Annotated in this window: 22 protein-coding genes; 14 read left to right on the top strand and 8 right to left on the bottom strand. The window is 71.5% G+C overall.

Features of this window, described 5'->3' with window-relative positions; all coding sequences use genetic code 11:
• The first annotated feature begins 173 nt into the window (after window positions 1-173).
• Window positions 174-401, top strand: coding sequence for a hypothetical protein (locus AB0M56_RS39730; protein ID WP_364185966.1), 228 nt, complete (start codon window positions 174-176; stop codon window positions 399-401).
• A 127-nt stretch (window positions 402-528) separates the two neighbouring features.
• Window positions 529-1,146, top strand: coding sequence for a methyltransferase domain-containing protein (locus AB0M56_RS39725; RefSeq protein ID WP_364185965.1), 618 nt, complete (start codon window positions 529-531; stop codon window positions 1,144-1,146).
• Between the two features lie 55 nt (window positions 1,147-1,201).
• Here the strand turns inward: AB0M56_RS39725 and AB0M56_RS39720 are convergent, their stop codons facing one another.
• A complete protein-coding gene (locus tag AB0M56_RS39720) occupies window positions 1,202-2,626 on the bottom strand; it encodes a lamin tail domain-containing protein (protein ID WP_364185963.1) in 1,425 nt (474 codons plus the stop codon).
• A gap of 149 nt (window positions 2,627-2,775) precedes the next feature.
• Here AB0M56_RS39720 and AB0M56_RS39715 point away from each other — a divergent pair, with 149 nt between their 5' ends.
• Window positions 2,776-3,171 carry a hypothetical protein gene (locus tag AB0M56_RS39715; RefSeq protein ID WP_364185962.1) on the top strand — a complete coding sequence of 132 codons (396 nt, stop codon included), beginning with the start codon at window positions 2,776-2,778 and terminating at the stop codon, window positions 3,169-3,171.
• Between the two features lie 98 nt (window positions 3,172-3,269).
• Here AB0M56_RS39715 and AB0M56_RS39710 read toward each other — a convergent pair whose 3' ends face one another.
• Window positions 3,270-3,995: a hypothetical protein gene (locus AB0M56_RS39710; RefSeq protein ID WP_364185960.1), complete on the bottom strand. Its 726-nt coding sequence runs from the start codon at window positions 3,993-3,995 to the stop codon at window positions 3,270-3,272.
• Between the two features lie 14 nt (window positions 3,996-4,009).
• On the opposite strand from AB0M56_RS39710, the gene AB0M56_RS39705 reads away from it, so the two are divergent.
• From AB0M56_RS39705 to AB0M56_RS39685, 5 genes are all read left to right on the top strand, one after another.
• Window positions 4,010-4,204: a hypothetical protein gene (locus tag AB0M56_RS39705; RefSeq protein WP_364185958.1), complete on the top strand. Its 195-nt coding sequence runs from the start codon at window positions 4,010-4,012 to the stop codon at window positions 4,202-4,204.
• 17 nt (window positions 4,205-4,221) lie between these two features.
• The gene (locus AB0M56_RS39700) at window positions 4,222-4,410 is read left to right on the top strand and encodes a hypothetical protein (RefSeq protein WP_364185957.1); all 189 of its coding nucleotides are present in this window, start codon (window positions 4,222-4,224) and stop codon (window positions 4,408-4,410) included.
• 295 nt (window positions 4,411-4,705) lie between these two features.
• Window positions 4,706-5,209 (top strand): hypothetical protein, encoded by a 504-nt coding sequence (locus AB0M56_RS39695; protein ID WP_364185956.1) that lies wholly within the window; start codon window positions 4,706-4,708, stop codon window positions 5,207-5,209.
• 37 nt (window positions 5,210-5,246) lie between these two features.
• Window positions 5,247-5,726, top strand: a complete 480-nt coding sequence (locus AB0M56_RS39690) for a nitroreductase family deazaflavin-dependent oxidoreductase (protein WP_364185955.1) — start codon at window positions 5,247-5,249, stop codon at window positions 5,724-5,726.
• Between the two features lie 46 nt (window positions 5,727-5,772).
• Complete coding sequence (locus AB0M56_RS39685) at window positions 5,773-6,669, top strand: ferritin-like domain-containing protein (RefSeq protein WP_364185954.1); 897 nt, start codon at window positions 5,773-5,775, stop codon at window positions 6,667-6,669.
• Window positions 6,670-6,714: 45 nt separating this feature from the next.
• Here the strand turns inward: AB0M56_RS39685 and AB0M56_RS39680 are convergent, their stop codons facing one another.
• Window positions 6,715-8,043: an aspartate aminotransferase family protein gene (locus AB0M56_RS39680; protein ID WP_364185952.1), complete on the bottom strand. Its 1,329-nt coding sequence runs from the start codon at window positions 8,041-8,043 to the stop codon at window positions 6,715-6,717.
• A 97-nt stretch (window positions 8,044-8,140) separates the two neighbouring features.
• On the opposite strand from AB0M56_RS39680, the gene AB0M56_RS39675 reads away from it, so the two are divergent.
• The gene (locus AB0M56_RS39675) at window positions 8,141-9,058 is read left to right on the top strand and encodes a LysR substrate-binding domain-containing protein (protein ID WP_354874709.1); all 918 of its coding nucleotides are present in this window, start codon (window positions 8,141-8,143) and stop codon (window positions 9,056-9,058) included.
• 41 nt (window positions 9,059-9,099) lie between these two features.
• Window positions 9,100-9,480, top strand: a complete 381-nt coding sequence (locus AB0M56_RS39670; RefSeq protein ID WP_364185950.1) for a PASTA domain-containing protein — start codon at window positions 9,100-9,102, stop codon at window positions 9,478-9,480.
• Window positions 9,481-9,564: 84 nt separating this feature from the next.
• Here the strand turns inward: AB0M56_RS39670 and AB0M56_RS39665 are convergent, their stop codons facing one another.
• From AB0M56_RS39665 to AB0M56_RS39645, 5 genes are all read right to left on the bottom strand, one after another.
• Complete coding sequence (locus tag AB0M56_RS39665) at window positions 9,565-9,732, bottom strand: hypothetical protein (protein ID WP_364185948.1); 168 nt, start codon at window positions 9,730-9,732, stop codon at window positions 9,565-9,567.
• 110 nt (window positions 9,733-9,842) lie between these two features.
• On the bottom strand, window positions 9,843-10,289 hold the full coding sequence (locus tag AB0M56_RS39660) for an SDR family NAD(P)-dependent oxidoreductase (protein WP_364185946.1): 447 nt from the start codon (window positions 10,287-10,289) through the stop codon (window positions 9,843-9,845).
• On the bottom strand, window positions 10,280-10,636 hold the full coding sequence (locus AB0M56_RS39655) for an SDR family NAD(P)-dependent oxidoreductase (protein WP_364185944.1): 357 nt from the start codon (window positions 10,634-10,636) through the stop codon (window positions 10,280-10,282). The genes AB0M56_RS39660 and AB0M56_RS39655 overlap by 10 nt, the downstream gene beginning before the upstream one ends.
• On the bottom strand, window positions 10,633-10,818 hold the full coding sequence (locus tag AB0M56_RS39650; RefSeq protein WP_364185943.1) for a hypothetical protein: 186 nt from the start codon (window positions 10,816-10,818) through the stop codon (window positions 10,633-10,635). The genes AB0M56_RS39655 and AB0M56_RS39650 overlap by 4 nt, the downstream gene beginning before the upstream one ends.
• 202 nt (window positions 10,819-11,020) lie before the next feature.
• The gene (locus AB0M56_RS39645) at window positions 11,021-11,902 is read right to left on the bottom strand and encodes a fumarylacetoacetate hydrolase family protein (protein ID WP_364185942.1); all 882 of its coding nucleotides are present in this window, start codon (window positions 11,900-11,902) and stop codon (window positions 11,021-11,023) included.
• A 93-nt stretch (window positions 11,903-11,995) separates the two neighbouring features.
• On the opposite strand from AB0M56_RS39645, the gene AB0M56_RS39640 reads away from it, so the two are divergent.
• From AB0M56_RS39640 to AB0M56_RS39625, 4 genes are all read left to right on the top strand, one after another.
• Window positions 11,996-13,351 carry an amidohydrolase family protein gene (locus AB0M56_RS39640; protein WP_364185940.1) on the top strand — a complete coding sequence of 452 codons (1,356 nt, stop codon included), beginning with the start codon at window positions 11,996-11,998 and terminating at the stop codon, window positions 13,349-13,351.
• Between the two features lie 235 nt (window positions 13,352-13,586).
• Window positions 13,587-14,480 (top strand): FAD binding domain-containing protein, encoded by an 894-nt coding sequence (locus tag AB0M56_RS39635; protein ID WP_364185939.1) that lies wholly within the window; start codon window positions 13,587-13,589, stop codon window positions 14,478-14,480.
• Entirely contained in the window at window positions 14,473-14,979 is a 507-nt protein-coding gene (locus AB0M56_RS39630; protein WP_364185937.1) for a (2Fe-2S)-binding protein, read from the top strand. Before AB0M56_RS39635 ends, AB0M56_RS39630 begins: the two co-directional genes overlap by 8 nt.
• A complete protein-coding gene (locus tag AB0M56_RS39625; RefSeq protein WP_364185936.1) occupies window positions 14,976-17,411 on the top strand; it encodes a xanthine dehydrogenase family protein molybdopterin-binding subunit in 2,436 nt (811 codons plus the stop codon). The genes AB0M56_RS39630 and AB0M56_RS39625 overlap by 4 nt, the downstream gene beginning before the upstream one ends.
• Window positions 17,412-17,414: the final 3 nt, after the last annotated feature.

Here is a 17,414-nt window from a genome sequence, read left to right as displayed (position 1 = left end):
GGAGTATCGCAAACGTGGGACACTTCGGCGCTGCCGTTCGCGGAGGCTGAGTCGGATGCTTCCGGACGAATCGGACGTATGTGGTGGTGGCTGCCGTGAACGCCGGGACTTCGGCGCCGAGTCGTTCCCGTCACCGCTGGTGTGGGCTGCCCGAATCGGGCAGAGTCGGCGGTATGCGTAGATTCCTGACTGTCGGCTTGCTGGCCGGCTCGCTCGCCCTGGTGGCCCTCGCCGTCCCCGCCACCGCCTCCGCGGCCGTCCCGTCTGGTTGGTGCCTCGGCCCCGGCCCGTGCACGGTGACCACTGACGGCTGGTGCCTCGGCGACACCCCCTGCAACCGCGCCCACACCCCCGACGGCTGGTGCCTCACCCCGTCCGACGACATCTGCCGGCGCTATTGACCCGGACCGTGCAATCTTCGTGGCCACCCCGCTCGGTGCCGCCTGTCGATGGTCGACATCGTGCGGGTGACGCCGTACTGAGCCAATCTGCCGCGGCCATGGGCCTGCCCGTCGCGGACCTGAGCCGATGACCGACCCCGCCTGGCTCCGGGCCCAATGGGACAAGTACGCCCCGCGGTACGACCGCAGCATCGGCTTCCTCGAACGCGTCCAGTTCGGCGGCGGCCGCGAATGGGTTTGCGCGCAGGCACGCGGCGAGGTACTGGAGGTCGCCGTCGGCACCGGACTGAACCTCGGCCGCTACCCGCCCGACGCCCGCGTGACCGGTCTCGACCTCAGCCCCGCCATGCTGGAGCTGGCGAAGCGCCGTGCCGACGGCCTCGGCCGGCCCGTCACGCTGCGGCAGGGGAACGCCGAAGCACTCCCGTTCCCCGACGAGGGCTTCGACACTGTCGTCTGCACCCTCGGTCTCTGCGGCTTCCCGGACGACCGCGCGGCTATCGCCGAGATGCACCGCGTCCTGCGCCCCGGCGGCGTGCTGTTGCTGCTCGACCACATCGGCAGCCACCACCGCCCGCTGCGCTGGGCCCAGCGCCTCCTGGAACGCGTCACCCTCCGCCAGATCGGCGACCACCAGACCCGCCGTCCCCTGCCGCTCGTCGCCGAGGCCGGCTTCGAGATCACCCGGGCCGAGCGACTCAAACTCGGAACCGTGGAACGGCTCGCGGCCCGGAAGCCGGTCTGAACACGACGGTGATCCCGGCCAACCCACGGCCGGGACCACCGATCAAGCACAAACCTCAGCAGCTGATGCTGCCCTTGCGCAACGCGTGCCCGCCGTCATTGCTGTCGTCGGACCAGTACACCGGCTTCGCGCCGCCCGAGCACTCGCTCGCGGGGGCGACGGAGAAGCCCTCGTTGTTGTAGTTCGACATCCCGCTCGGGCGCTGGTACACCGCCGTCGTCGTGAAGGAGCCCGACGACACCTGGAACGTGCGGTGCTGCCCGTCGCACGTGTCGTCGCAGACGGCCCACAGGCGGGAGGCCTGCGGTTCCCACTGGAGCTCCATCACGCCGTCCATGCCGCTGCTGAAGGACGCCACGCGGGTGAACGCGCCGGAATCCCGCAGGACGTAGCCGTAGATCATGCCCGTGCCCTCGACGCCGACGAAGAAGACGCCGCCGGTGTGGGAGCCGTAGTGGCTGGGGGAGTAGGCCGCACCCGTGGAGGAGTCCTTGAAGCCCGCCGCGGTGAGCGAGGCGTCCGGCACCCAGGTGACGCCCTCGAAGCCCGAGTTGGAGTCGACGGACGGCAGGTCCGACGTCAGGTTCCACTCCTTCGCCGCGTTCAGCGAGGTCGCCGAGCCGCTGACGTCGTAGCGCAGCACCGAAAGGCGGCTGGTGCCGGACTTGTCGTCGTCGCGCTCGGTGGCCACGAACACGCCGCCCGAAGAGCCCGAGCCGGTGACCGTGACCCCCTCGTCGTCGGGTGTCCCGGAGCCGTTCGGGAAGTGCAGCTTCTTGCCCGAGGACCAGCCGGACCCGGTGTCCGGTTTCCACCCGCCCGAGCCGTTGGACACCAAGCGCCACAGCTTCCCGGAGTTCTGGGCCGCCCACAGCACGCTGCCCTCTTGGTACAGACCGGAAAGGTCTTCGCCGAAGACGTTGGACGCGTCGGCCGTGGACACCGAACCGCTGCCCGGCCAGGCGACCGGCGACGTGCCCTGGCCCGAGCCGCCGCAGGCGTTCGGCCCGCCCAGCGTCAGCGCGGACGCCTGGCGGAACGAGCCCGTGCCGTCGGGGCAGCGCGACCACGACGGGTCGGAGTGGTCGCCCCAGCTGAAGCTGTCGACGAGCGTGCTGCCGTTCGCGAGGTACAGGCGTGCCTCGTCCTCGGAGCCGAGGCCGAACTCGTCGTGCACGTCGAACGCGCGGAACGCGCCCGGCGCCAGCGTCGTGCCCGAGGCGATCTTGTACTTCGAGCCGTTGTCGTCGTCCTTGAGGATCCACCCCGAGACGTCGACGGTCGCGGTGCCCTTGTTGTAGAGCTCGATCGAGTCGTTGACGTCGCCGGTCGTCACCACCTCGTTGATCCGGACATCGTCGGCGGGCGCCGCACTGGCCGCGGGCGCGGTGAGCGCACCGAGGACCAGCACGGGGCCGGCGACGGCGAGGAGGGGACGACGGAGGCTGCGGTGCCACCGGCGAACGCGTGAATCGGTCACGGAATCCGTCCTGAGGTCGGGGAACAGGGCCACCCGACAGTTCCGACCCGGGCCGAACACGCGCCCTCCCGCGGATGATCACGGTGTGAACGCTGGACGAACGCGCGAACTCGGTGGCTCGTCGTTCCACGGTGTGGTTACCTCGGCGCGTGAACGTGCTCCGTCTGGTCCGCTCGGTACGCCCGGGTGAGGTATTCCCCACCGGTGGCATTCGGACGCGCCGCGAGTACCTCGACTTCGAGATCGACGGCGCCCGGCTCGGTGAGTCGCTGCGTTCTCTCGGCGACGACGTCATCGCGGTCGCGCCCGCCGATCTCGGCGCCGACGCGCTGCCCGACGGTCGCGTGCCGCTCTTCGTCTGCCCGGAATGCGGTGATCTCGGCTGCGGCGGCGTGACGGTGGTCCTCGAACGGACCGCCGACGAGGTCGTGTGGCGCGACTTCGGCTGGCAGACGGACTACGACCCCGAGGTGTTCCGCGAGCGCTACGCCGGGCTGGGGCCGTTTCGCTTCTCGCGTGCGCAGTACGACGCGGTGCTTTCCTGACGTTTCGGGGAAACGCCGAAGGGACCCCGGGGTTCCGGGATCCCTTGGTGACGCTGTTGTCTGTCGCTGTCTGTGCTTGTGGCGGTGTGCTCGCCGCGTCAGCCGGCGAGGCGGATCGAGGCGACCTGGCGGTCGAAGCCGATCTTCTCGAGGTCGGGCGCGTCGCCCGTGATCAGCATCGACTTGCCGGTGCAGCCGGCGCCGGTCCAGATCTTGTACGTGCCGTCGGCGTCGATGGAGCGGACGAGGTCGGGGTCGCGGACCTCGTTGCAGCCCTTGTCACTGGCGACCTGGGAGCCGTCGGGCTCGGAGAAGTTCTTGCCGCTGTCGAGGAGGGCGAAAGTGGAGGTGAGGTTGGCGTTGTCGGCGCCCCCGTTGTTCCCGCCGTTGCCGCCCCCGTTGTTGTTGCCGCCGTTGTCGTCGCCGGCCAGCTTCACCGACACGGTCTTGTTGTCGAAGCCGAGCTTCGCGAGGTTGCTCACGTTGCCGGTGACCGCGATCGACTTGCCGGTGCAGTTCGCGCCGCTCCAGAGCTTCAGCGTGCCGGTCGTGGTCAGCGACGAGGTGACCTTCGGGCGGGCCAGCGTCTGGCAGCCCTTGCCGGAGATGCCCTGGGAGGCGCCGTTGTCGGAGAACGCGGCGTCGTCGAAGAGGATCGCGCTGGTCGCGGTCAGCGCGGCAGCCGGCGCGGCCGCGGCGGCACGCAGGTTGTCGGCCCCCGCCGGCGCGGTCGTCGCGCTGTCGCTGCCCGCGCCGCACGCGGACAGCACCGCGGCACCCGCCGCGACGAAAGCGGCCAGGAACATCGCCTGCTTGCGGAACATGAGAACACTCCCCGTTGTCCTTGTCACCCGGTTCGTCCGGGCGACTCGACGAGGACACGGCTGCCGGATCCCGTGCGGTTCACCGGTTCCGCAAGTTTTTTCATTGGCCCGTCACCTTCCACGGCTCGCAGGCGATCCTGTCCGCCGAGGTGTCGCAGCGCCAGATCGCCGAACTCGCCGCCGCCCTCCGCCGCGGCCTCGCCGACTGATTCCTGAAAGGAAACCCATGACCCCGATCGAACTGTTCACCTCCTTCCTGCACCTCCGCGACGACGACACCCCGGCCACGCTCACCCCGGGCACCGCGGCGATCGTCGCGTGTGGACGGTGGCACCGCCTCGAACTCGACGCCCCCGGCGACCTCCTGTCGGTCACCGTCCCGCGCGGGACGCGGATCGAACCCCGCGCCGCATAGGGCTTTCCAAGCTGGGCATGAGCTGGGTCGCCGAAGTGTTCGACGATCACGGCGAGCTGCTTGCCTGGGGCCCCTCCGGCCGCGGTCGAGCGCGAAGAGCCTTTCAGTGCCTTTCCGGGCCTCGAGGACATCACCATCCCGGCGGCCGGAGGGCTCACCCTCGACCAGCTGAAGAAGGCCTGGCACTGTGCGGCTGGGCCGGTGCCGGCCGACCCCGATCGGCGGGACTCAAGGCGTTTTCGCGCGGCCGGGGCCGTCGCCTGGCACGATGCCCGAACAGTGCGAAGGGGAGTACATGACGTATCCGCAGTATCCCGGGCAGCAGTTTCCGGCCGGGCCGGCCCACCACACTCCGGCCCACCACACTCCGGCCCACCAAATTCCGGCCGACGGGACCGCGGTGGCAGCCGCGGTCCTGGCGATCGTCTGCGGCATCGCGGCGTTCATCGGGGCGATGTGCGGGATCATCGCCATCGTCCACGAGGAGATCGTCTCGGGCGGGGCGACCGTCGTGCTCAATCTGGGCGTGACGGGGTTCCTGCTGGCCGGCGCGGTCGGGGCCCTGCGGAGCCGGCCGGCCGCGAGGATGTGCTTGATCGTCGGCAGCGCGCTGGCCATCGTGGAGCTGTTCGCGGCGACGGTCCTGCCGGAGGTCGACGTGTACCTGCTGCGCATGGCCGGCCCGGACACCCTGCGGGCGTTCGCCTTGCGGGGACTGCCCTGGCTGGCCGTGACGATCGGAATCCTCGTGCTCGCCGTCTCGCTGCGCCGCGGTGTGCGGCCGGTGCCACGATGGTGACCACGGTCGGCACCAGGTCGGCCGAGAGGAGCCGGCGATGCCCGTGACCGACCGCCCGCCGACGGGGCTGCTGAGGTGGTTCCTTCGCGCGCCGATCCCGTGGCACCGCCGGGGCTTCGGGAGGATCTTCGGGCACCGGCTGCTCTACCTCGTCCACCGCGGGCGCAAGTCGGGCGCGCCCCGCGAGGTGGTGGTCGAGGTGGTGCGGCACCGGCCGGACGTGCCGGAGCTGGTGGTGATCGCAGCGTGGGGCGGGGTGCCGCAGTGGTACCGCAACCTCCGCGCCGCGCCGGCGATCGAGGTGAGGTGCGGCGCCTACCTGTGGCGGCAGCCGCGCCGGCGCTTCCTCGACGGCGACGAGCTGGACGAGGTCCTGCGCGAGTACCGGCGCGCACATCCCCGGGCGTGGGCGAAGATCGGTCCCCGGCTGGGGTTTCCGGCCCACCCGGCGGATCCCTTGTGGACGGGGGCCGTGGAACGGGTGCACGGCGTGGCGTTCCTGCCGGCGTCACACTGAGGCCGCCGTCACGGCCTTCGACGCCGCGACAGGAACTCCCGACGAGGTGATCTTCGTTCGACCGGGAGAGGCGCGTGATTTCGAGAGTGTTGCCGTCCACGGTAAGTTTCACGGAACGGGCCGGCCGGTTCTTCACCCACATCTCGACGTCGCGTCGGCCGAGGCTGGCGCGCGGCTGATCGAGTTCGCGGGCGCGCAGCCGGTGCTGCGGGCCAACGGCCGGTCGCTGCTCGGCCAGACGCTCGACGACCAGCCCGAGTCGGCCGACGCGCCGCCGCAGGCCGAGGGGTACCGGACGATCGGGCAGTTCTACGCCGCCGTGCGGGCGGGGCTGAAAGAACTGCGCGAGGAGCTGGGGGAGGAGGCCGTGTTCTCCGGCGACCGGAAGCGCCAGATCGGCGAGATGCATCTCCGCAGCGGGGGCGGCAGCGTGATTACGGTGCACGGCCTGGGTTCCGCGCTGGCCGCGCTCTCGGAGATCGTGGAGCAGGGCGAAGGTGCCGCGCGCACGCAGGTGTGGGACGGCGACCGCGACGTCTTCCACCCTGAACGCGACGAGGTCGCCCACTTCTACCGCTTCCAGGAGCTCAAGAACGGTCGCCGCTACGCCGGGGGCGACACCCCGCGCAGCGGTCCGACGGGCGAGGAGATCAAGGTCGACCTCGACGGTGTGCTGCCCATGCGCCGCAACCCCAGCACGGCCGACTTCCCCGAGGACAGCCCGATCCGCCGGGCGCAGGTGGAGTTCGACAACACCTACTGCATGTTGCTCTACCTGGTGGAAGACGCGTTCACGGGCAACCCGGGCGGGCTGGGCGCGACCGTCGGCGTGATGTTCCGGCTGAAGGCGCAGGCGCAGGCGCTCATGAAGATGCCCTCAGGCGACGGGAAAACGACGGCGGGGCCGACGTTCGAGTACGTGCCGCCGGAGCAGCGGTCGTAAGGCGGACGGCGTGAGTGCCGGCGGCGAATCGGCACTCACGCGGCCCTACAACGCCTTCCGCGCGTCGCCGATGGATTCGTCCAGAATGGACAGTCCGAGCGAGAGCTCCTCCTCGGTCGCCGTCAGCGGCGGCGCGATCCGGAAGACGCCGCCCATGCCCGGCAGCTGCACGATGTTCATGTGCAGCCCCAGTTCCAGGCAGCGCCGCGTGACAAGCGCGCCCAGCGCGTCGGAGCTTTCCTTGGTGGCGCGATCCACCACGAGCTCCAGCCCCGCCAGCAGCCCACGGCCGCGGATGTCGCCGACGACCTCGTGGCGCTCGGCGATCTCCTCGAGCCCGCTTCGGAGGAACGCGCCGAGCGTGCGGGCGCGTTCGTCGAGCCGGTCGCGCATCAGCACGTCGAGCACGGTGTTGCCGACGGCCGCCGGCAGCGGGTCCGAGACGTGCGTGGTGAAGAACAGGAACCCGCGCTCGTGGGCCTCCTGCTCGATCTCCGCGCTGGTCAGCACGGCCGCGAGCGGCAGGCCGGCGCCGAGCGTCTTGGACACCGTCAGGATGTCGGGCACCACACCGTCGCGCTCGAAGGCGTACCACGTTCCGGTGCGGCACAGGCCGGTCTGCGCCTCGTCGAGGATCAGCAGCATCCCGCGTTCGCGGCACTTTTCGCGCAGCGCGGCGAAATACCCCGGCGGCGGCTCGATGATCCCGCCGGAGCTGAGGATCGGTTCCACGAGGCAGGCGGCGAGACTCCCGACGGACTGTGCGTCGACCAGGTCGAACGAGAAGTCGAGCTGCCGGCGCCAATCGAGCGTGCCGTCGGTGTGCGTGAAGTCGGGGCGGTAGGTGTTGGGTGCGGGTATGGCGAAGTTGCCGGGCGTCGCGGGGCCGTAGCCCTTGCGACCGGCGCTGTAGGTCGCGGACGCGGCGGCCTGTGTCATGCCGTGCCACGAACGCGCGAACGACACGATCTCGTGCCGGCCCGTGACGAGTTTGGCCATGCGGATCGCGGCCGCGTTGGACTCGGCGCCGGTGGTCAGCAGCAGTGCCTTCTCGAGCGGCGCCGGCAGCGTCTCGGCCAGCCGCCGGGCCAGGTCGACGACGGGGCGGCTCAGCATGCCGCTGAACAGGTGGTCGAGCGTGCCGATCTGGCGGCGCACGGTCTCGACTATCTCGGGGTGCGAGTGGCCGAGGATCGCGCTCATCTGTCCGGAGGTGAAGTCGAGGATCTTGCGGCCGTCGGCGGTGTAGAGGAAGCTCCCGACGGCGCGTTCGATGATCTCGCGGGTGAACGCGCCGCCGTAGCGCACGAGGTGGGCTTCGGCGTCGGTCCAGAACGTGTCGGCGGACAACGGGACAGTGGTCGGAGCAGCCATGTCCCCGACGGTAAGTCCGCGCCGAGCGACACGTCCAGCTCACAATTCCGGACGTTCTGTTCGGCTGAGCCGCACAACGACCGTGCACACTAAAGCAGTGCTGAACCCGTGGCGCCTGCGCTTGCTGAGCCGGCTCGACACCCTGGGCACCATCCGCGCGGTGGCGAGCGCGTCGAACCTGAGCGCGTCGAGCGTGTCGCAGCAGCTCGCCGTGCTGGAGACCGAGACCCGCACCAAGCTGCTGGAACGCACCGGCCGGCACGTCCGCCTCACCCCGGCCGGGCTGATTCTCGCGCGCCGCGCCCGGGCGATCCTCGATCACATGGACACGGTCGAGGCGGAGCTGCGCGGCCTCGGCGACGAACCCGCCGGTCTGGTGCGGCTGGGCGCGTTCCAGAGCGCCGTCCACACCCTCGCCGTGCCCGCCGTGACCCGGTTGGCCGCGGCGCACCCGGACCTGCAGGTCGAGGTGCTGCAGCTGGAACCCCACGAGAGCATGCCCGCCCTGCGCGTGGGCGACGCCGACCTCATCATCACGACCACGGACTTCGTCGAGCAGCCGCTGGACCCCGACGTGGACCTCGTGCCGCTCGCGACCGACCCGATCGTGCTGGTCATGCCCCCGGACCACCCCGCGACCCGCCGCGGCGCCGTCGACCTGGCGGCCTTCGCGGACGAAGCGTGGTCGCTGGACCTGCCGCAGTCCTACATGGCCAACCTGACGCTGCGCCTGTGCCGGCAGTCGGGCTTCGAACCGCGCGCGGTGTGCCGCTTCAGCAACTACATGCTGGCCCTGCAGCACGTCGAGGCCGGCTTGTCGATCACTCTGCTCCCCGGCCTGGCCGTCGATCCCCGCTACCGCGTGACGACGCGCGAGCTCGCATCGCCGGTGACGCGGACGATCACCGCCGCCGTCCGCCGGGGCTCACCGCAGCGCGCGGCGGTGCAGGTGGTGCTGGACGCGGTGCGGAGGACTCCGCCGGTTTCGGCGGGTGCGCCGGGTGAGGATGTGTGACGCTGGGTCAGCAGGCGCACCCACGAGGAAGGCCACGGATCGTGAACCAGCTCGGGAAAGCCGCCCTCGCGGGGGCCGTCGTTCTGCTCGCCACGGCCTGCGGCGCCCAGCCCGGCACCCGCGGCACTTCGACCACGACGTCCGAAACCGCGGCGTCCGGGACGAAGACCTCCGAATCGGCGACTTCCGAGACCACGACGTCCGCCAAGATCACCGTCCCCGACGTGTCCGGCATGAACCACCAGGACGCCCAGGACAAGATGCAGGCTGCCGGTCTCTACAACTTGCGCGAAGTGGACTCCTCCGGCCGGCACCGCGCCATGATCCTGGACCGCGACTGGTGCCAGACGGGTCAGGACCCCAAGCCCGGCACCGGGGTCTCCGCCGGCACGGTGATCACCCTCTACGCCGACAAGTGCTGAACGCGGCCGTCGGCGCGGCTGCCCGGGACCCGCGCGCCCGTTCCCTCCCCGGGCGGGCGCGCGGGAGTCGTTGCCCCGAAGGGCTCAGTGGCTCGCGTTGAACTCGAGCACCTCGTCGAGGCGGGTCGACCACGCCGGGGACGTGCGGCGGAGGCCGACGACGAACGGCGCCGGTCGCCGGGTCCGGCGCGGCGGCAAAACGCCCGATTTGGCGCGCCACCACCGGTTCACCGCGCCTCGGTGGTCGCTCATGCCGTTCAGCCCCTCTCATCCGGACATGATCCACTCTGACAGCGCGGGCGTGATGCCGCACCTGTCTCGGTGGTGGGCCGGGAGGTCCGGGAACCAGGTGTGCACGACGGTCACAATCTCGTCGACAATCTTGTCAACAGGGCGCTCGCCCGCCGTCGGTGTTGATCACCACGCCGGTCACCACGCGTGCGGCGACCGGGTCGGCGAGGTAACACGAACGCCCCCGCGTGGTCTTCCGGCGCGGCGGTGGTCTTGAGCAGCGTGCCGGCCGCGATGCGTTCGGAACGGCCCGCGCGGCGCTCCACAGTGGACTCCGCGCCACCGAGTGCGGTGAGGCCCGAGAAGCGCGTGCCCGAGGTGCCGCCCGGCGCGACGCCGTTGACGCGCACGGCCGGTGCCAGGTCCACCGACAGGTGCTGCACGACCCCGCGCAGCGCCCACTTCGAGCTGCCGTAGAGCACTCCGCCGCCGACGGGGTGGAACGCGGACTTCGACAACGTCAGCGTCACGGACCCGCGCGCGTCGCGCAGCGCGGTCCAGGCCGCGTTCACGGCCACGCGCCCAGCACGTTGGTCCGCCACGTCTCCTCGGCCGCGGCGACGAGATCCGCGACCGGCAGCTCGCGAACCGACGCGTAGTGGTCGAACACGCCGACGCAGCACGTCAGCTGGTCGACGCGGCCAGCGGTGCGCACCGCCGACGCGAGCACCTCGGGTGACGTCGCGTCGCCTTCGACCACGGTCAGCGGCAGCGACCCGGCGTCGGCCCGCAGTGCGGCGGCGTGCTCGGCCGAGCGCTCAACCACGGTGACGGTGGCGCCTTCGCGCAGGTAGGCCAGGGTGGCGGCCCGGCCGATGCCGGAGCCGCCACCGCTGACGAGGATGCTCAGCCCGCGCAGGCTCACGGCGCGGGCCGCCGTTCCAGCAGCGCGGAGATCAGCTCCGGTTCCTGGAAGCTGAGGCAGTCGAGCGCCACCGCGTCCAGCTGCACCCGCGAACCCCGGCGCGGAGACCAGATGTCCAGGCGCATCCCGTTGCGTGCCTGCACTTTGCGGACCACGACGTCGACGAACTCGTTCGCGATCACGATAGGTCACCGACGACAAGTACCAGAGCTACCAGTGCAACACGGTGACCAACGCCAACTGGGCGGACGGGTTCGACACCTCGCTAATGCAGCACGACAAGATCGGCGTGACCGCGGCGCTCCCGTACCCGCGGCCGCCGGCCACGGTGTCGCGCACGAAGTGACCCCGCTGGGGGCCGGGCGATCCCGGCCCCCACTCGGCTCACCGGGCTTCGAGCAGCTTCGCCACCTCGTCCTTTCCGGACACCACGGTGCTCGTCAGGGTGCCGACCTCGCCGACGGTGATCGCGACCCGGTCGCCGGCGGCGAGAGTGAACGGCAGGTCCGGCACCAGCGCGGTGCCGGTGGCGAGCACCACGCCGTCGGGGAACACGTCGGCGCGGAAGAGGTACCCCACCAGCTCGTCGAACGTGCGGCGCAGCAACGAGGTGCTGGTGGCGCCGGACCACACGAGGGCGCCGGCGCGGTGGATCTCCAACTCGATCGGGAGGTTCGTCGCGTCGGTCACCTCCCAGGCGGGCCGGATTCCGGGGCCGACGGCGCAGCCGCCCAGGTAGATCTTGGCCTGGGGGAGGTAGAGCGGGTTGACGCCTTCGATGCTGCGCGAGCTCATGTCGTTGACGACTGTGTACCCGACGACCTCGGCGCGGGAGTTGACGACGAGCCCGAGCTCCGGCTCCGGCACGTCGATGCCGGAGTCGGTGCGGATGGCCACGGACTCGCCGTCGCCGGTCACGCGCCAGGCGGCGGACTTGAAGAACAGCTCGGGCCGCGGGGCCTCGTACACGAGGTCGTAGACGTCGGCGGCGCGCTCGCTTTCGGTGATCCGCGCTTCGCGCGAGCGCTGGTAGGTCACGCCCGCCGCCCAGACCTCGGTGCGCCGGTCGACGGGCGGCAGGAACCGGACGCCGGCGGCGTCGTGCGCCGGGCCGTTCGCGCCGGCGCACAGGTCCCGCAGCTCGGGCAGCGGCAGGGTGAGCAGCTCGCCGATGGACGTCACCGGCAGCTCGAGGACGGTGTCCGCGGTGCGGACGCCGACGGCCGGGTGGGTTCCGCCCGGGTAAAGAAAACGAACGATGAGCACGGCTGACCTCGATCCTCGTGGGGATTCTGCGGCCCGTTCCGGGGCCGAGGGGGAACCTAGACACGGCAGCGGGTCCGGCGCAAGATGTCCGAAGTGGACCGTGTGGTCACGGGCCGGGTCGCGGTGCTGACGCTTGACCCGCGGTGGCTGTGCCGGCCGGACGTCCGCGCCGGCCTACGCGCCGTCGCCGCCGCGGGCCTGACGTTCGACCTGCTGATCCGGCCGGTCCAGTTCGCCGCGGCGCTCGAGACCGTGCGGGCCTTGCCGGAGCTGACCTTCGTGCTCGACCACCTGGGCAAGCCGCCGATCGCGTCGGGGGAGGTGGAGCCGTGGGCTTCTCGCTTGCGTTCGCTGGCGAGTGAGCCCAACGTCGTGGCCAAACTCTCGGGTCTGGTCACGGAAGCCTCGTGGCCACAGTGGACAGTCGCGGACTTGCGTCCCTACGCCGACGTCGCACTGGCCTCGTTCGGCCCGTCGCGGCTGGTGTTCGGCTCCGAACTGGCCGGTGTGCTTGCTCGCGGGCACCTACGGCCAGGTCCATTCCGCCGCCGACGTCCTCACCGCGCACCTGACGGCGGCCGAACGCTCTTTTGTGTTCGGTGGCACGGCGGAGCGGGTCGACGGCCTGTCGCGTGTTGCACAATCACCGCCATGACCTCCCCGGACGAGGGCTACCTTCTCGACAACGCCCAACCGGAAGCGGGCTCGCGCTTCGACGCGCTCAGCTCGCTCTTCGACGCGTCGACCTTCCGGCACTTCGACGATCTCGGCGTCGCCCCGGGCTGGCGGTGCTGGGAAGTCGGCGCCGGCGGCCCCTCGGTGGTGAGCTGGCTCGCCGACCGCGTCGGCCCCGGCGGCCACGTGCTGGCCACCGACCTCGACACCTCCTGGGCCGCCACCACCGCGAGCGACGTCGTGGAGATCCGCCGCCACGACATCGGCCTCGACGCACCCCCGCCCGGCGGCTTCGACCTCGTCCACGCCCGCCTGGTCCTGGTCCACGTGCCCGACCGCGAACGCGCCCTGCGCACCCTGGTCGCCGCCCTGCGCCCCGGCGGCCGCCTGCTGCTCGAAGACGCCGACCCGGCCCTGCAACCCCTGATCTGCCTCGACGAACAGGGGCCGGACGAGGCGCTGGCCAACCGCCTCCGCCGCGCCTTCCGCGAGCTGCTCGCCTCGCGCGGCGCCGACCTCGCCTACGGCCGCACCCTCCCGCGCGTCCTGCGCGAAGCCGGCCTCACCGACGTCACCGCCGACGCGTACTTCCCGATCGCCTCCCCGGCCTGCACCGCCCTGGAAGCCGCGACGGTCCGCCAGATCCGCGACAGCCTGCTCACCGCCGGCCTGGCCACGGCCGCCGACATCGACCGCCACCTCGCCAACGTCACCTCGGGGCGCCTCGACCTGGCGACTTCCCCGATGATCTCGGCGTCAGGCCGCAAACCGTAGGTCCTCAGCCGGGGTCGCCCGACGCCGCGACCAGATCCCGCAGGGCACGGTCGTAGCCGGGACGGGCGACGGTGCCCGATTCCGCCTGATCCGGGTTCGGCGACTCGGATCGCGGGGAGCGCCGCCGGCCGCGCTCGACTTGACATCCGCCCCGGCTCTTCAGAGACTCGTTCTGCAAATCGAACGGTGTTCAGCATTTCGAACACTGGCCAGGACGACCAAGAGGGGCGAATCGGTGAAACTGCCTGCTTTCGGCTACCACCGGGCCGAATCGCTGGGCGACGCGGTGGCGGTGCTGGCCGAGCACGGCCCCGACGCGCGGGTGCTCGGCGGTGGGCAAAGCCTCCTTCCGGTGATGGCGCTGCGCATGTCGAACCCTTCGGTGCTCGTCGACATCACCACGGCGAAAGACCTGCAGGGCCACGCCTTCCGCGACACCGACGGCCTCGTCGTGTCGGCCGCGGTCACCACGCGCGCGCTCGAGACCGACCCCGAGACGCGCCGCCGCCACCCGCTGGTCGCCGAAAGCCTCGCGCAGGTCGGGCACCCCGAGATCCGCAACCGCGGCACGGTCTGCGGCTCGCTCGCTCACGCCGACCCCGCGGCCGAGCTGCCCGCGTTGCTGCTCGCGCTCGGCGGGTCCGTGCGCGTCGCCGGCGCCGGGCGGCGGCGCAGGATCGCCGCGCGCGACTTCTTCCTCGGCCCCTACCTGACCGCGCTGGACGACGGTGAGGTCGTCGCCGGAGCCGAGCTGCCGATCGTGCCCGCGACGGCCGGCTGGTCGATCCGCGAGATCACCCGCCGCAGCGGCGACTTCGCTCTCGTCGGCGTGATCTCCGTGCTGGACACCGATTCCGCCGGGCGCTGCACCGGCGCGCGGATCGCGCTGTTCGGAATCGCCGGCACCCCACGCCGCGCCGGCACCGCCGAGGAGATCCTGACCGGCGAGGTCCTCGACGACGCCGTGGTCGCCGAAGCCGCGGCGCGGGCGTTCGACGAGATCGACGTCGTCGGCGACATCCACGGTTCCGTGACCTACCGCCGCCGTGCGGGCACCCGGCTCGTCGCCCGCTCGCTCGCCGAAGCCGCCGCCCGCAGCCAGTCCGAAGTGGAGAGTGCCCGTGCTTGACGCCCACGAGCCGACGCAGGTTTCCCTCACGGTGAACGGGAAACCCGAGTCGGCGCGCACCACGCCGCGGACCACGCTCGCCGATTTCCTGCGCCACGACCTGGGTCTCACCGGCACGCATGTCGGCTGCGAGCACGGCGTCTGCGGCGCCTGCACCGTCCGGCTCGACGGCACAGCCGTGCGCAGCTGCCTCACCCTGGCCGTGCAGGCACACAGATCCACAGTGGACACCGTCGAAGGCCTGGGCGAGACGGCCGGCGCCGAGGACGTGCTGCACCCGCTGCAGCAGAAGTTCTGGGAGCACCAGGCGCTGCAGTGTGGCTTCTGCACACCGGGTTTCCTGATGGCCGCCGTCACCGCCGTCGAGGAGAACCCGGACCTCTCCCGCGACGAGATCCGCGAGCGGCTGTCCGGCAACCTGTGCCGCTGCACCGGGTACGCGCCGATCGTGGCCGCGATCGCCGAATACGCCGAGCAGGTGCGGGAGGCGCGGGCGTGAGCATCACCGAAGGCTGGGTCGGCCGCCGCGTCAAGCGCGTGGAGGACCCGAAGATCCTGCTCGGCCGCGGCCGCTACGCCGACGACGTCACCCCGGCCCGCTGCCTGCACGCCGCGTTCGTCCGCGCCCCGGTCGCGCACGCGCTGATCACGGCGATCGACGTCGAGGCCGCAAGGCAGGCACCAGGCGTGGCCGCCGTCTTCACGGCGGACGACTTCAACCCGATGTGCCGCTCGTGGAAGGGCCTGCTCGACTGGCCGGGCCTGGTCGGCGGCGACCAGCGGCCCCTGGCCACCGGCAAGATCCACTACGTCGGCGAGCCCGTGGTGATGGTCGTGGCCGAAAGCCGCGCCGTCGCGGAGGACGCGCTGGAGCTGGTCACCCTCGACTACGAGGAGCTCGACCCGGTCGTCGACTCCATCGCCGCCCTCGACGCGTCGGCGGCGAAAGTGCACGACGAGCTGCCGTCCAACCTCGCCTTCGAAGGCACCTTCGGCACCGGTGACGTCGACGCGGCCTTCGCCGAGGCCGCCGTGATCGTGGAGACCGGCATCAGCACCGCGCGCCACACGGCCGTCGCGCTGGAGCCCCGCGGCGTCGTCGCCGAGTTCGACCCGTCGGCGAAGTCGCTCACCGTGCGGCTGTCCACGCAGGCGCCGCACATGCTGCAGTCGGTGTTCGCCGAGCTGCTCAGCCTGCGCGAGAGCAACATCCGCGTGCTCACCGACGAGGTCGGCGGCGCGTTCGGCATGAAGGCGCACGTGTACTCCGACGAGGTCGCCACGTGCGCGGCCAGCATCCTGCTGCGCCGCCCGGTGAAGTGGATCCAGGACCGCGTCGAATCGCTGCAGTCGGACACGCAGGCGCGCGACGAGCGGGTGTCCGCCGCGCTGGCCGTCGCGGCCGACGGCCGCATTCTTGGCCTGCGGTCGGAGGTTGTGAGCGACGGCGGCGCCTACTCCGTCTATCCGCGCAGCATGGTCACCGAAGGCATCCAGGTCGCCACGATCATGCCCGGTCCCTACCGGATCCCCGTCTACTCGGGACACTTGCGCGTCGCCATCACGAACAAGGCGCCGCTCGCGGTGTACCGCGGCGTCGGGCACCCCGTCGCCATCCTCGCGATGGAGACGCTGCTCGACGAGACCGCGCGCCGGCTCGGGCTCGACCCGGCGGAACTGCGTCGCCGCAACCTGATCGCGCCCGAGGAATTGCCTTACACCTCCGTGACCGGTCAGGTCTACGACAGCGGCTCGCACCAGGAGTCGCTGGAGAAGCTGCTCGCCATGCTCCCCTCCGGGCCGGACCTCGACAAGCGCAAGGCCGAAGCGCGCGAACGTGGGCGGCTGCTCGGTGTCGGGCTCGCCTGTTTCGTCGAGGTCACCGCGCCCGGCGTGATGTTCTACGGCAAGCGCGGCGCCCCGATCACCGCGCACGACCAGGTCGAGGTCCGCGTGGAGGCCGACGGCTCGGTCACCGTGCTCCTCGGCACGCCCGGTCAAGGGCAGGGCCTGCAGACGACGGCCGCCCAGGTCGTGGCCGACCACCTCGGGGTGTCGTTCGACCGGATCAGCGTGGTCAGCGGCGACACGGCGGTGGTGCCGCACGGCACGGGGGTGTGGGCCAGCCGTTCGGCCGTGGTCAGTAGTGGTGCCGCGGCTTCGGCCGCCCGCGAGGTGAAGGAACGGCTGCTCGCGATCGCCGGGCACCTGCTCGAGGTCGACCCGGCCGACCTCGAGATCGGCAACGGCGTGGTCCAGGTCGCGGGCGCGTCGAACGTCCACTTGGGAGTGGAAGAGCTCGCCGAGGTCGCGCACTTCCGCACTCATCGCCTTCCGCCGGAGCTGCGGATCGGGCTGTCGGTGGTGGGGGAGTACAGCGGCCCCAACGTCACCTTCAACAACGGCGCCCACGCCGCGGTCGTCGAGATCGAAGAGGACAGCGGGCTCGTGCACATCGTCGACTACGCGTGCGTCGAGGACTGCGGGGTGCTCATCAACCCCGACATCGTGGACGGGCAGATCCGCGGCGGCGTCGCGCAGGGCATCGGCGGGGCGTTGTTCGAGCGGCTGTACTACGACGAGAACGGCCAGCTGCTCACCTCGACCCTGCTCGACTACCTCATGCCGACCGGCCCGGAGCTGCCGGACGTGCGCATCACCCACCTCGAGACGCCGAGCCCGATCACCATGCTGGGGGTGAAAGGCGCCGGCGAGGCCGGGGCCGCCGGCGCGCCCGCGGCCGTGCACAACGCCGTGAACGACGCGCTGGCCCCGCTGGGCGCGCGGGTGTGGCACGAGCCGATCACCCCCGAACGCGTCGTCCGGGCCCTCGACGAAGCTGACGGCCACCACTGGCCCGAACCACCCGACACCCCACCCGTACCGGCTCTCCCGCACCTCGGCTCGACTGTCGAGAAAGGACACTCGTGAACA

Source organism: Amycolatopsis sp. NPDC051372 (genome assembly GCF_040682095.1).
Classification (GTDB): domain Bacteria; phylum Actinomycetota; class Actinomycetes; order Mycobacteriales; family Pseudonocardiaceae; genus Amycolatopsis.
The sequence above is the reverse complement of the archived record's forward strand: the minus strand, read 5'-3'. Positions and strand labels throughout refer to the sequence as shown.

Bases quoted from the DNA above. Each gene is read 5' to 3' on its own strand.
- AB0M56_RS39680 (WP_364185952.1), bottom strand. From the start codon at position 8,043: ATGGCTGCTCCGACCACTGTCCCGTTGTCCGCCGACACGTTCTGGACC.
- AB0M56_RS39695 (WP_364185956.1), top strand. From the start codon at position 4,706: ATGACGTATCCGCAGTATCCCGGGCAGCAGTTTCCGGCCGGGCCGGCC.
- AB0M56_RS39700 (WP_364185957.1), top strand. From the start codon at position 4,222: ATGACCCCGATCGAACTGTTCACCTCCTTCCTGCACCTCCGCGACGAC.
- AB0M56_RS39710 (WP_364185960.1), bottom strand. From the start codon at position 3,995: ATGTTCCGCAAGCAGGCGATGTTCCTGGCCGCTTTCGTCGCGGCGGGT.
- AB0M56_RS39665 (WP_364185948.1), bottom strand. From the start codon at position 9,732: ATGAGCGACCACCGAGGCGCGGTGAACCGGTGGTGGCGCGCCAAATCG.
- AB0M56_RS39690 (WP_364185955.1), top strand. From the start codon at position 5,247: ATGCCCGTGACCGACCGCCCGCCGACGGGGCTGCTGAGGTGGTTCCTT.
- AB0M56_RS39725 (WP_364185965.1), top strand. From the start codon at position 529: ATGACCGACCCCGCCTGGCTCCGGGCCCAATGGGACAAGTACGCCCCG.
- AB0M56_RS39730 (WP_364185966.1), top strand. From the start codon at position 174: ATGCGTAGATTCCTGACTGTCGGCTTGCTGGCCGGCTCGCTCGCCCTG.